Origin of the sequence: Trinickia symbiotica (assembly GCF_002934455.1) — a bacterium.
Taxonomy (GTDB): Bacteria; Pseudomonadota; Gammaproteobacteria; order Burkholderiales; family Burkholderiaceae; genus Trinickia; species Trinickia symbiotica.
The window spans coordinates 26,715-39,647 of record NZ_PTIR01000016.1; the positions used below are offsets into that span (position 1 = coordinate 26,715).

At 62.0% G+C, this 12,933-nt stretch carries 9 protein-coding genes; 5 read left to right on the top strand and 4 right to left on the bottom strand.

Annotated elements, in window-relative coordinates:
- Nucleotides 1-34: 34 nt before the first annotated feature.
- Nucleotides 35-1,894 (bottom strand): beta-galactosidase, encoded by a 1,860-nt coding sequence (locus B0G57_RS21165; protein ID WP_018440137.1) that lies wholly within the window; start codon nt 1,892-1,894, stop codon nt 35-37.
- 224 nt (nt 1,895-2,118) lie between these two features.
- Here B0G57_RS21165 and B0G57_RS21170 point away from each other — a divergent pair, with 224 nt between their 5' ends.
- Nucleotides 2,119-3,348: an MFS transporter gene (locus tag B0G57_RS21170; protein WP_018440136.1), complete on the top strand. Its 1,230-nt coding sequence runs from the start codon at nt 2,119-2,121 to the stop codon at nt 3,346-3,348.
- A 141-nt stretch (nt 3,349-3,489) separates the two neighbouring features.
- On the opposite strand, the gene B0G57_RS21175 is transcribed toward B0G57_RS21170, so the two are convergent.
- Both B0G57_RS21175 and B0G57_RS21180 read right to left on the bottom strand, forming a co-directional pair.
- Nucleotides 3,490-4,971 (bottom strand): hypothetical protein, encoded by a 1,482-nt coding sequence (locus tag B0G57_RS21175; RefSeq protein WP_018440135.1) that lies wholly within the window; start codon nt 4,969-4,971, stop codon nt 3,490-3,492.
- Nucleotides 4,968-7,214: a T6SS effector phospholipase Tle3 domain-containing protein gene (locus tag B0G57_RS21180; protein ID WP_018440134.1), complete on the bottom strand. Its 2,247-nt coding sequence runs from the start codon at nt 7,212-7,214 to the stop codon at nt 4,968-4,970. Before B0G57_RS21180 ends, B0G57_RS21175 begins: the two co-directional genes overlap by 4 nt.
- A gap of 389 nt (nt 7,215-7,603) precedes the next feature.
- Here B0G57_RS21180 and B0G57_RS21185 point away from each other — a divergent pair, with 389 nt between their 5' ends.
- The 3 genes from B0G57_RS21185 to B0G57_RS21195 all read left to right on the top strand — a co-directional run bounded on the left by B0G57_RS21185 (nt 7,604) and on the right by B0G57_RS21195 (nt 10,877).
- Entirely contained in the window at nt 7,604-8,221 is a 618-nt protein-coding gene (locus B0G57_RS21185; protein ID WP_018440133.1) for a LysE family translocator, read from the top strand.
- A 55-nt stretch (nt 8,222-8,276) separates the two neighbouring features.
- Entirely contained in the window at nt 8,277-9,110 is an 834-nt protein-coding gene (locus B0G57_RS21190) for an isocitrate lyase/PEP mutase family protein (RefSeq protein WP_026229570.1), read from the top strand.
- 105 nt (nt 9,111-9,215) lie between these two features.
- Nucleotides 9,216-10,877 carry an MFS transporter gene (locus B0G57_RS21195; protein WP_018440131.1) on the top strand — a complete coding sequence of 554 codons (1,662 nt, stop codon included), beginning with the start codon at nt 9,216-9,218 and terminating at the stop codon, nt 10,875-10,877.
- 8 nt (nt 10,878-10,885) lie between these two features.
- Here the strand turns inward: B0G57_RS21195 and B0G57_RS21200 are convergent, their stop codons facing one another.
- On the bottom strand, nt 10,886-11,818 hold the full coding sequence (locus B0G57_RS21200; protein ID WP_018440130.1) for a LysR family transcriptional regulator: 933 nt from the start codon (nt 11,816-11,818) through the stop codon (nt 10,886-10,888).
- Nucleotides 11,819-12,010: 192 nt separating this feature from the next.
- Between B0G57_RS21200 and B0G57_RS21205 the strand changes: the two genes are divergently transcribed.
- Complete coding sequence (locus tag B0G57_RS21205; RefSeq protein WP_018440129.1) at nt 12,011-12,784, top strand: putative hydro-lyase; 774 nt, start codon at nt 12,011-12,013, stop codon at nt 12,782-12,784.
- Nucleotides 12,785-12,933 lie beyond the last annotated feature (149 nt).

Consider the following 12,933-nt stretch of genomic DNA (forward strand, 5'->3'; position numbering starts at 1 on the left):
GGCGTATGCTCTGCATCGGCGCACTGCGGTTCCGCTAACACGGTGTATCCGCCAGTTGCACCGGCTTCGCCTGAATCTGGTGCAGGTCGAAAATGAGCACCTCATTATCACCTTGCGCAAGCCACGGCGCGGGGCAATATAAACGCCTTTGCGGACCGATATTCCAGTAGCGTCCGAGATTGTGCCCGTTGACCCAGACGACGCCCTTGGTCCAGTTGCTCATGTCGAGCCAGGTGTCGCCAACTGCATTCAGCCGCAAGCTTGCCTTAAAGAAAAGGCCGGGCTTCAGCGGGTTCACACACCTTTTTTCGATGTTGGCGATAAACGCTTCATCCATCGGCAACAGGCAAACTTCCCAGCCCTTGAGCAAGGAGAGCGACCCGTCTGCGTTTTTTATCGTGACCGGTCCGAGCAGGCCTTTGCGGTCGACGATCGCGGGGCCGAAATTGACACGCCCCATCCCCTCGACGAGGATTTCCAACGATACCGGGTCGCCACGGTTTGACTCGTCCTCGGGCAATGACGATGGAAGGGCAAGCGGTGCGCGGTGCATCAGGCGGAGTGGCTCAGCATAGCTCCGCGGCGTCTGCGCCCTCGACACGCCGCCCACATAGTGTTCGCCCACAAAAACGGTCGCGTAGTCATGAACACTGCTGATATCCATCACACCGCCCGCGTACTCGTGCAGGCGCGTGCGGTAAAGCACGAAGCCAAATGCCTGACCGTAGCGCTCGAAGGACTGCGGATCGACGCTCTGTTCGCGCAGCAGTGCCGGGGACAGGTTGTCCCAGATCGACGCGTAGAGCGTTGGCCACAAGGCATCGGCGGCGCCCGAGCATTCAAGCGTCGCGATCGCGTCGGGGATATCCGGTAACGGCTCAAGCAAGTAGCTGGCGATGATGTTGCGGTACTTTACGTACTTCGGCGTCGCCACGCCCTGCTCACTGATCGGCGCCGAATAGTCGTAGCTGGTGATGTCGGGTTGATAGTTGCCCGAACCGTCCACGTTCGCGCCGGCATAAAAACCAAAGCTCGTGCCGCCGTGAATGACATACAGGTTGAACGAAAGTTTCGACTGCATGAACGCGCGTAAAACGTCGGAGAGGTCATAGTCCACCCCTGCAAAGTCTGATTCGCCCCAATGGGTGAGCCACCCTGGGTACACCTCACCCGCCATCGCGGGCACCGCGGGGAATTCGCGGCGGACAGTGGCGATTTGTGCCGCGTCTCCATTGCTCAACGCAATCGCACCGCCGGTCACCGTGGTGCGATTGCGTTGGAGCTGCGCGAGACCGTCATCCGTATAGAACGGCCCCGTTACGCCGCCTTTGAGCCAGAGCTGCCTGAGCTCTTCGAGGTAAGCCGAATTGCTCGCGTACGAACCGAATTCATTCTCGATCTGGATCATCAGGATCGGTCCGCCGTGCCGGATCAGCAATGGCTTGATGCGAGGTATCAGTTCGTCGATGTAGCGAGCCACCGCCGCCATGTAGCGGGAATCGGTGGCCGAGTCGGTCCTTAACTGGATGTCCGGATCGTCCAGCAGGTATGACGGGAGGCCTCCCAGATCCCATTCTGCGCACACATACGGCCCCGGGCGCAGCAGGACCCACATCCCTTCGGATTGGCATAGCCGGATGAAGGCCTCGATATCGCGGTTACCGCTCTCGAAATCGAACACGCCTCTACGCGTCTCGTGGTAGTTCCACATGACGTACATGGCGATGCAGTTCATCGCCATTGCCTTGGCCATGCGGATCCGGTGTTGCCAATACTCGCGCGGGATGCGGGCGGGATGCATCTCGCCGCTGCGAATCTGGAGAGGCTCGCCGTCGAGCAGGAAGTGCTCGCCGTCAGGGGCGAAAGAGAAAGTGTGCTTGCGTTCGAGGTTCACGACGCACTCACATTTGGCGCCTGAGGCGCGATGTAAGCCAGGGAAGGGTAAGGCCAGTATAGTTGGAAATTTCCCGGTTAGGCGTGGGCTGAAATCTTGCACCGCGGAAGGCGCTTTCTTCGCTTTTCCTGCAGCCACAGCCATCAGACCGCGCAACGGTTCACATGGCGAAACGCCCGTGACGGATTTTGAATCGACACACCGCATCGCTATCGCTATCGCTCATGAAAGGCGTCTTTCGTTCGCTGAACAATCGCAACTACCGGATCTGGGCAGCCGGCGCGCTGGTTTCGAACGTGGGTACCTGGATGCAGCGCACGGCGCAGGACTGGCTCGTGCTAACGGGGCTCACGCATCGTAACGCGACGGCGGTCGGCATCGTCATGGCGTTGCAATACGGGCCGCAGTTGCTGTTCCTGCCGTGGACCGGATTCGCGGCCGACTATTTCGATCGGCGGAAGTTGTTGCTGGTGACGCAGGCGGCAAAGGGCGTGCTCGCCTTGATGCTCGGTCTGCTGACCGTCTTCGGAGCGGTGGTGCTCTGGCATGTCTATGTGCTCGCATTCCTGCTCGGCACGGTCAGCGCGTTCGATCAGCCGGCGCGGCAGACGTTCGTCTATGACCTCGTCGGCGATACAGACCTGTCGAACGCAATAGCGCTGAACTCGACATCGTTCAATGCGGCCCGGTTGATTGGGCCGGCCGTTGCGGGCGTCGTCGTGGCGGCGGTAGGGTCCGGCTGGGCGTTTCTCGTGAATGCGGCGTCGTTCGTCGCCGTAGTGTGGTCACTCACGCTGTTGCGGCGAGACGAGCTTCATGCGCGCGTAAGAATCGCGCGCACACGTGGCCATTTCGGGGAGGGTCTTCGCTACGTCTGGGAGCACCGCGAGCTGCGCGTCACCGCGATCATGCTCTTCCTCATCGGCACCTTCGGGCTCAATTTTCCCATCTACATTTCGACGATGTCCGCATCCGTATTCCACGTCGGCGCGGACCGGTTCGGTCTGCTGATGTCGATGATGGCGGTTGGTTCGCTGATCGGTGCGCTTTTGGCCGCGCGACGGGAACGGCCGACGTTCGGCCTGCTGCTCGCCGGCGCCGCCGTCTTTGGCGGCGGGCTGCTGATGGCCGCGCTGATGCCCGATTATGTGTTGTTCGGCTTGGCGCTGATCGTCGTCGGCGTCGCGGCCCTGACTTTTACGAATTCATCCAACAGCCTGATGCAACTGTCGGCTGAACCGAGCATGAGAGGCCGCGTGATCGCGATCCGTGCATCGATTGCGCTGGGCGGCACGCCAATTGGCGCGCCGATTGTGGGGTGGGTTGCCGATCGGCTCGGGCCGCGCTGCGGTGTCGGTGTGGGGGCGGCGGCGGGTTTAGCTGCGGCGATGGTGGCGGCACATTACTTGTGGAAGCACCGGCGATCGCAATCGAGCTTCGGCAAAAGCTGGTGAGCGGCGGCGAACGATTTTCCGCCCACGCATACCGCTCGCTATGCGGCAAATGCCGCGTCGCGAGCCGGTCTGTTTGGGGCAGGGCGATGCGGCGAACGTCGCTGGCTCGGGCGAGGCTTCGCATCGCGTTGTCCCGCTTTTTCACCAAGACAAACCCTGCCGATTATTATAGGTCTCATCGTAGCGACGTCCCCACCACGGCAGGTAGGCGTCGCCTTCGCCTCGCGCCCTGAACCAGTCCGCGTCGGGATCGATCGGGCTGAGCTTTTCCGGTGGAGCGATCACGACAGCGACTGGTTCATCGGGGTTCGTCGTGCCCGCGACCAGCACGCGTTCTCCGAAATGATTTGCGCGGCCGATCGCGAGAACGACGTTGGTGAGTGCGCTGCCGGCACCCATGTCGCCGAGCAAGCGAGGGGTATTGAACGTCTGTTTCTGGAATTCGAATTCCAGCAGCGTTTCCGTCAGCGTACGGCCAAGCGTGCCGATACGGCTCGACGCTTCGTCGGTTCCCATGCCGGCATCGTGAATGACGTAATCGATGTTGTCCGTTGAACTGTTTGCATTGCGCGCCGCGGCGGCGATTGCCGCCTTCCATGCTTGGACCGCTCGAGTGGTGCCGGCCTTCTTTTCGTAGTCGCCGACGTTGGCTGTCGCCGCTTTCCCGATCCAGGCCAGCGGCGCCCGCTCGGTCTTCATCTCCGGACCGGCCAGGATCAGCAGCACCATGTTTTCGTTGAGCTGGGCGTCGTTCGGTGGGAAGCTCGGCGCGTCCCAGTTCATTACCCAGACGCTTTTTTGGGGGTGCGTTTGCAGATAGTCGAGTGCGGCGTTCAGTGAAGTGAAGCCGGCGTTGGCGCCGCCTTGTATGATCCGGACGTCAGGCGGTGTGTTCTTGCTCCAAAGGTCGGGGAACCCCTTGCTGCCTATATTGAAGTAATCCACCATTTCATCGCGCAAGAACGCTGCGGCCTCGGTCGCGTCTAGGCGATCAGAAGGAATCGCCAATTCGACGTGTATGCCGGCGAGTTCCCGCCATTGCCTACGGTCCTCCGGGCCGACCGTGTAGAAGTACTTCGGATTCATCGCGTATCTGTCTGCAAAGAGCAGGAGAAGCTTGTCGATGTACTTGTGGTAGAAACCCTTGAATGTTTCCGAACCCTCATTGCCATAGACGAGGGCACCTATTGGCCGAAGTGTCGAGAATTTTTGTGGCTTGGTACGTACCATGTCGTCGTCCTTGTTCGGCTTCATGAGACCAAGCGTCCATAGGATTTGCCACTCTGTTGGGTAGTCACGACGCTGTAGCGGGTTCAGCCACTCGAGCCCCACCACCTGAGCTACGAACGGCTTGGGCGCGTCCGTTGGCGCGGGCTTGGTAGCAACAGTTTGAGCTGTCGCGGTATTGGAGATGAAAAGGACAAAATATGTGCTCAGCAGAAGAACACAAACGCCTACCATGAAAGGAAAATGCACCAAACGCTTCATGAGGTCCTCATCGCTTACGGATTGTGGGTCAACGTTCGTAAAGATCATCCAGGTCAACGTCGCCGCGCTCGTCAGCAACATCGCAACGATCGCTAATACGAGCCGCCGTTGCCACGTTCCAATCAACGATTTCATAGAAAGTCTCCGGCGTTGAGGAAGAGCTCGCCCTCTCGCTGGTCCTGAATCTTTGTCGGCCTAACGACCTCAGGATCGCTACAGGCCCAGTCGTGCAGATGCTGATCGTTGAATTTGCCTGTCTCGAAGTACTTCGAGTACTTTTTGACGGGATTGCTGTCGCTCAATCCATTACAGAATCGCCAGTCAGCCTCGATGCGCAGAGTCTTCCAGTCGCGCTCCGACAGGTAGCAAAGGCCAATCGCAATGTCGTAAGCGAGCGCCTTTTCCGCATGCGTCGGATTGGTAAGGATCGTCGAGTGGTTTGTTGGATTATTTTTGTTGCCGTCTTTCAGGATCTTGCCGATCTGCCCGTTGCGCCATCTCTTGTATTCGAGCGTCGCCTTGGCCAGATCGTCTTCGCCAAGTACCTTGCCGTCTCGGCTGACCCAGCCCTTCGTGGCGCCGAAGTTCTCATTTCGGCGAGCCTCCTGACGCATCAGCGCGTGGTCCTCGTAGCGTTGCGCCGCCTCGGATTCCAGCGTTCCTTGTCTTTGCAGCGCCGGGTCGCTTGAATGAAAGGTGTCATAAGGGTCATCCGCGTTCTTCTCACCCTCACTCTTTTGCGCATTGCGCGCGGCAGAAGGCGGGTCGTAGGTTTCGTTGAACCGACTCTTCAACCCATCAACGACGATCTCGGACACCCGCCCATAGCGCATCGCTTCGGGTTCGAACGGCTCATCGAGCTTCGGCGCATCAACCGGGATAGTCCATCCGCTCGGTGGATCGGCGTTTATTCGCGGCTTTACGACCAGGGTAGCAAAATAGAGAATCGGCGCCGACGCCAACGTGCCAAGCGCCGCCAGCGGATTTTCATTGGCGCGCAATGCCCGGAGGAGCCCGAACTCGGCTCTCGGCGACGGTGGATACCAAAATCCCTTGCTCCGGTTCACCGTCGCCCGCCAGTCGTCTTCCCAATAGCGATACGTAGGGCTGGCAGTCGGATCCTTTCCGACTACCCACCCCGATGCGAACACGCGCTGCGTGAAGACACCATGACCGCCGGTCCGCTCGATCTCCTCGGCGCTCATGCCACGCCAGCCGATGCCTTGCACTGTCGTCGCCGAAATCACCTGATCGTGCGGGCAGCAATAGAGCGTCACGCGGCCAAGCGTGTGGCCGTTCAGGCCGTGACTCGTGCGGTCGTCGCCGGCGCTATACGGCTTACCTTTCGCAGACGTCCGTTTGTTGCCCATGTCTTCGTCGAGTTCACGCGCATCGGGCTCCAGTGCCGCGCGCTTGCGCAAAATCTCGAAGAACGCTTTCAACGTCTCAGCCCGCGCGTTGAACGTCGCGCGGCCGCGGTTCCCATCGGCGTCGCGCACCGCGCGCTGCGCCCAGTTCTCCATGCCCAGCTTTTCGACGAGGCTGTACGGTGCATTGGCCAATACGTAGGCGTCCGCCACACAGCTTCCGGCCTTGCCCCATGGATCGGTGACATCGGACATCCTGTCCCCGAGAAAGGCGGCCGCCAGCCCGATCATATTGCCCTGGCTGTGACACACAACAGTAATCGGCACATCGGCTTGCTTCTCTCGTATCGATTTGATCAGCTTGGCGAGCCGTAGCGCCGCCATCACCATGTAGGCGCGCGGCGGCGTCTGATAGACCAGGCGCGGCGTGGAATTCAACGCCTGCACTGTGATCCAGCCGAAGATTCGATCGTCGAGCCCGGGGCTCCACAGATCGGCCAGACTCGAGCAGCCATTCGCAAACGGGCCGCCGCCCCAGTAGTTGTGCTCGTTGAGAAACAGGTTCGCGCCGTAGTCCTTGAGATCCTGCTGGTTCGCCTTGTAGCCCCAGCGGAAATGGATCACAGGCGAGAACGACGGATCCGGCTTGATATAGCTATCGGGCAGCAGGTCGGGGTTGATGTACCCGTCCGGCGTGAGACTTTCCATGTAGCGGACCGGCGACATCTGGCCCGCCTCGACGCCTCGATAGGCGAGCTGGTCGTCCAACCGCCCCAACCTCCGGTTCAGGCCTTCGCACAGTCCTTCCTCGGCGGCGGTGTACCACTCGCCCTCAGAGTTCACGCCGTGCACGAAGATGACGACGCCCGGCAATGGCATCTGTTTGACACAGATCAGTTCGTTGTCAGTGCCAAAGAGGGTGACGCCCTCCACGCGGCCGACCAGGATGCGAGGCGGGTCGGCACTCTTCTTGGCCGATGTCTCGGCCGCATTGGGATTCGGATGTGTCATGTGTTTGCGTTCCCCATCGTCAATTTGCTTGCGCGCAGCACAATTTCGATCGATGAGCGCAATTCGACTGGAACGGCAAATCCTTCGCACCCGCTTTGTATCAGCCGTCGGTTGTGCATCTCTTCTTCTCCCGCTTTGTTGTTACACCTATGTCCGTTGAATCGCCCGGATCGTGCAGATGCGGCCCACGAAGCGGACCCGGGCTGGGCGACGCGAAAACATAAGCCGCGAAAGTTGGTGGGAGACCGTAGTGCGCTGAAATTAGGACGAAGCGACACAACTGCGCGCCCTGAATGGATCGAGCGACGTCATGCGAATTGGCTAATGGCGCTGGTGTCGACCGCCTGGTTCGTATAGATTCACGGGATAACCGACCCAAGAGCCTCTCAATGATCGACTTGTCCGCCGTTATTGCCGTCTTCTTCATCTATTTAGCCGGTGTCGTCATACCTGGGCCAAATTTCGTGGCGGTGGCACATACCGCGGCTTCCAGAGGGCGCTCGGATTCCCTCGCGCTCGTCGCTGGAGTCGTAATCGTCAATCTCTTCTGGGCGAGTTGCTCGATTCTCGGTGTCGGCCTCGTCTTTGCGGTTTTTCCCTGGTTGGCGGTGATCGTCAAGCTTGCAGGGGCCGGCTACCTGCTCTGGTTCGGCTTGCGCCTGATCGTCTCCGCGCGCGCAAACAGCGAGAGTCGGATGGAGGTGCAACAGCGCACCGGCTTGTATCCCGCGTTTCTGCAAGGCGTCGCAACGAACATCACCAACCCGAAATCGATAGCATTCTTCGCTGCGGTGTTTTCTTCCGCCGCGCCCGCGCATGTCTCCGCGGCGACGTTTGCCGCCATGCTTGTAATGGTGTGCGTCACGGCGACCTCTTGGTACGGCTTCGTCGCAATCGTCATGTCGCACCCGAGGGTCGCATCGGCTCATCGACGCGCGCGTGGCGTCGTCGATCGCGTATGTGGCGCCGTCATCGTCGCGCTCGGAATAAGGCAACTGATTCGTTGACGGATGGGGTCAACGGAGCTAAAACTCACCGGTTGCCTGCCAAAGGAGATCGGTCATGCCCCGTACCGTCAAAGAAAGAAGAGCCGCCTTCCGAGCCCTGCACGAATCAGGCTGTTTCATGCTGCCGAACCCCTGGGACATCGGTAGCGCACGATACTTGCAGACGCTCGGCTTCAAAGCGATCGCCACGACCAGTTCCGGTTTCGCGTGGTCGATCGGTCATGCGGACAACACGTCGCCTCGCGAAATGGTGCTGGCGCACTTGCGCGAACTCGTCGAAGCAACTGATCTGCCGGTCAACGCGGACTTCGAGAATGGTTTCGGCGCCACGCCCGCCGAAGTTGCGCAAAGCGTCAAGCTCGCCGTCGATACTGGCGTCGCGGGATTGTCGATCGAAGATTCGACGGGAGATGCCGCATCGCCGCTGTTTCCGGTTGAAACCGCAGTCGAGCGGATCAAAGCGGCAAGACGCGCGATCGACGAGAATGGTGGCGATACGTTGCTCGTTGGACGCGCCGAGAACTTCGTGGTCGGCATATCCGATCTCGCCGATGCAATCGCGCGGCTCAAAGCGTACGCCGATGCGGGAGCCGATTGCCTTTACGCACCCGGTATCAAGACCCGTGAGCAGATCACCGCCGTGGTTTCGGCGGTCGCCCCGAAGCCGGTGAATGTATTGGTCGGCTCGACCTCGGAATTCACGTTGCACGATCTCGCTTCGCTGGGCGTGCGGCGCGTCAGTGTCGGCGGGGCACTCGCGCGCGCGGCGTGGGGCGGCTTCATGCGCGCGGCCCAGTCATTGGCCGATGGTCGATTCGACGGATTTGCCGGCGCCGCATCGGGCGCCGAGCTCAACGACGTGTTCAAGGTTGGCGGCCGGGGCGAGTAGCTGCTGGATTCGCCGCCCGATCGTTCGAACACCGGAACACCACTTCGCCGGAGCAGGCGACAAAGCCGAGAGCCGGCGCGTGACGCCATTGCTGCTCGATCCGCGATGCGATCGATCGGCGCGGGAGCGAATTTGGTCCGCCAGCACATTCCCGATAGTCTGCGGCGCGCGGCGCATGTCATCGCCGCGCAGGCGAGCCCGTGCGACGAGCTCGTCATACGCTCGCAACCGGCCGGCGTCGGCCGGCCTTGTCAGCGCAAGCGCCTCGCATTGGCCGCGACGATCCTCGGCTCGAGCATGGCTTTTATCGACGGCTCGGTCGTGAACGTCGCGCTGCCGTCCATCCAGAGCGAACTCGGCGCAAGCGTAGCGGCAATGCAGTGGGTGGTCGATGCGTACCTGCTCTTTCTCGGATCGCTGGTGCTGGTGGGCGGGGCGATGGGTGACAAGCTCGGCCGTCGCAGCGTGTTCATCGCCGGCATCGCGCTCTTCGCGCTCGCTTCGGTCGCCTGTGCGCTCGCGCCGCATGTAGGCTCGCTCATTGCAGCACGCGCAGTGCAGGGCATCGGAGCGGCGCTACTCGTCCCGAGCAGTCTCGCCATCATCGGCGCTGTGTTCAACGGCGAAGAACGCGGACGAGCGATCGGCACCTGGGCGGGAATCGGCGCGATCACGTCGGCGATCGGTCCAGTGGCGGGCGGCTGGCTCGTCGATGCGTTTTCGTGGCGCGCGATCTTCTTCATCAACGTGCCGCTTGCCATCGCGACGAGCGTTCTGGCCGTCTGGTCGGTGCCCAATAGCCGCGACCCCGATGCGTCGCAACAGTTGGACTGGCTCGGCGCGGCAACCGCGGCGGCGGGGCTCGGAGCCTTCGCCTTCGGTCTGACCGAGGCGCCGACGCATGGGCTAGGCCATCCGCTCGTGCTCGGCGCGATCGGCGCAGGTGTGCTGGTGTTGGCCGCGTTCATGGCGATCGAAGCGAACAGTCGGAATCCGATGATGCCGCTCGACGTATTCCGCTCGCGCGATTTCACCGGCGCCAACCTCGTCACGTTGCTGCTCTACTTCGGGCTCGGCGGTGCGCTCTTCTTCTTGCCGTTCACGCTGATCCGCGCGCACGGCTATACGGCAACGGAAGCGGGTGCGGCGCTATTGCCAGTGCCCGTCATCATCGGCTTGCTTTCGCGCCTGACCGGCGGCTGGACGAGCCGTTATGGTCCGCGCTGGCTGCTCACGATGGGGCCCGGCATTGCCGGGATCGGATTTGGAATGCTGGCGGTGTTGTCCGTGCGCGGCAGCTATTGGGCCAGCCTTTTCCCTGCGCTGGCGGTGCTCGGTCTCGGCATGACGATCACGGTCGCACCGTTGACGGCAACTGTGATGGGTTCGGTGCCGGGCGAACGCGCCGGCGTGGCATCCGGTATCAACAATGCCGTTGCACGCGTCGCGAGCCTGCTTGCCGTTGCCGTACTCGGCATCGTGTTCGTGTGGACGCATCATGCCACGCTGGCGGCACGGCTCGATCAGCTGCACGTGCCGCAGGACGCGCGCCGCTCCGGGCAACTGCTTGAACCGAACGCGCAATCAATGGCGCCGCCGGGTGCCGCGCATATGCCACCTGGAACGCCTCTCGCCCGCGCCGAAGCGGAAGCCATCGCCGAGGCGCTGCGCGCGGTCGCGCTGGTGTGCGCCGCATGCGCATTCGCGGGGGCGGGCCTGGCCGCAGTGACCATTCGCCCCGGCACCTATCCAAGCTCGGCCTCGTAGAGCGGTATCTACAACGGTTCGACGAGCCGGCGATCGCTTTTCGCGCAATATTCGTGGCAGGCCGTCCGCGCGGCCGCCGCCGCGGCGTGCACGAGACGTGATGCATCGGCGCGACGCGACATCGACACGACGATCGACGGGGGCGTGGGCTGGAGCGGCAATTCGACCATTTCTCCGGATTCGATCAGTGCGTCGACAAAGAGCCGCGGGATCGCCGCGACTCCGAACCCGTCGCGCACGAGCTGGACGATCACCGAGATCGACGGCGAGCCGGTAATGCGCGTCTCTCCGAGCGGCACGCCGTTCGCGCGCGCGAGCGTGGCGACGATGTCTTCGAGCGCACGATGGGGGGCGGTGCCGCGGCCGAACGTGAGGATAGGGTGCTCGAGGACGCGCTTGGCAAGACCGCTGCGTGCGACTGGCACGAGGCCCGCGCGCGCAATCCAGTGCACGGGGTAGTTCGCGAGCGCGTCGCAAACGACGCTGGCTTCGTCGCTGCCCTCGACGCGGACGATCAGATCGAGTTCTCCCCCCATGAGCCGGCGCTGCAGCACGACGCTGACGTCGACATTCAAGTCGATGTCGAGATGTGGATAGTCGATCGAGAGCCGCGTCATGTATTGAGGCAGCCAGCTATGCACGACTGTTTCGATGACGCCGAGTCGCAGCTTGCCGCGCACGGCGCTGTCGCTCGCCGCTGCCGCCTGCAGCTGGCGCGTGGCATCGACGACGGCTTTGGCGTAGCCGAGCAGGTACTCGCCATTCGGTGTCAGGCGAAACTCACGGCTTTCGCGGTCGACGAGCACTGTCCCCAGTTCGTCTTCGAGCGCCTTCACGCGCTGTGAAATCGCGGCGGGCGTTGCGTGCAGCCCGGCGGCGGTCGTGCGGAAGCTGCGCAGCTTCGCCAGAGCGACGAAGGTCTCAAGGAAGCGTGTGTTCATGGTGAAGAACGAAGCAATCGACGCGGAGACTGCACGCTACAAAATCTTCACGAGACTAGGGAAAACCCGGCGTTACGTTAAGAAATTCTATTCGTCGAACGCAAGAAAAACTAGGTGGCGTCAAATTTTCGTCTTTTCTATCCTTCGCCTATTCCTGACGACCACCTCATTCGACTGTCACAGAGATTCATTATGACCCCCTATGAATTTCGCCGCGCCGTGCGCAACGGCGCATTTCGCGGCCCGACGGCCGGCCACTGCGGCGAATTCGCGCAGGCCAACCTCGCGATCATGCCCGAAGCCTATGCGCTCGCCTTCCTGCGCTTTTGCAACGCGAACCCGAAGGCGTGTCCGTTGCTGGCGGTCGGCGATCCGGGCGCCTATGCGATCGACGCGCTCGGGCGCGATCTCGACATTCGCACCGATGTGCCCGCGTACAACGTGTACAGGGAGGGGCGCCTTGTCGAACGCGTCGAGTCGTTGAGCGAGCTCTGGCAGCCCGACTTCGTCGTATTCGCGATCGGCTGCTCATTTTCGTTCGAAGCGATGCTCGCGCGGGAAGGCATACCGCTGCGTCATGTCGAAGAGGGGCGCAACGTGCCGATGTACCGGACCACTATCCCGAACCGCCGGGCCGGCGTATTCGGCGGGGAACTCGTTGTGTCGATGCGGCCGATGCGGGGCGCGGACGCGATCCGGGCGGTGCAGATCACGAGCCGCTTTCCCGGCGTGCACGGTGCACCTATCCACATTGGGACGCCATCCGCACTCGGCATCGCGGATCTGGCACGCCCCGATTTCGGCGATCCAGTCACGATTCGCGACGGCGAACTGCCGGTGTTTTGGGCATGCGGCGTGACACCGCAAACGGCGCTGATGGCCGCTCGCTTGCCGCTCGCCATCGCGCACGCGCCAGGCCACATGCTGATGACGGACATCGAGAACACATCGCTCGCCGTTTTCTGATGCACGCCGCGGGGCGTCTGAAGACCGGCGCTTCGCTTTTACGATTACCACGGCGCGCCACGCCGTGAGCCGAGGATCCGCGCAGCCGGAGGGAAGCATGCATCCTCGACGCGACGACCGTTCGCCTGCCGCGCGGCGGTGTACTCGAG

Coding starts and splice junctions, on each gene's coding strand:
- B0G57_RS21170 (WP_018440136.1), top strand. CDS start 2,119: ATGAAAGGCGTCTTTCGTTCGCTGAACAATCGCAACTACCGGATCTGG.
- B0G57_RS21175 (WP_018440135.1), bottom strand. CDS start 4,971: ATGAAATCGTTGATTGGAACGTGGCAACGGCGGCTCGTATTAGCGATC.
- B0G57_RS21180 (WP_018440134.1), bottom strand. CDS start 7,214: ATGACACATCCGAATCCCAATGCGGCCGAGACATCGGCCAAGAAGAGT.
- B0G57_RS21185 (WP_018440133.1), top strand. CDS start 7,604: ATGATCGACTTGTCCGCCGTTATTGCCGTCTTCTTCATCTATTTAGCC.
- B0G57_RS21190 (WP_026229570.1), top strand. CDS start 8,277: ATGCCCCGTACCGTCAAAGAAAGAAGAGCCGCCTTCCGAGCCCTGCAC.
- B0G57_RS21195 (WP_018440131.1), top strand. CDS start 9,216: ATGCGATCGATCGGCGCGGGAGCGAATTTGGTCCGCCAGCACATTCCC.
- B0G57_RS21200 (WP_018440130.1), bottom strand. CDS start 11,818: ATGAACACACGCTTCCTTGAGACCTTCGTCGCTCTGGCGAAGCTGCGC.
- B0G57_RS21205 (WP_018440129.1), top strand. CDS start 12,011: ATGACCCCCTATGAATTTCGCCGCGCCGTGCGCAACGGCGCATTTCGC.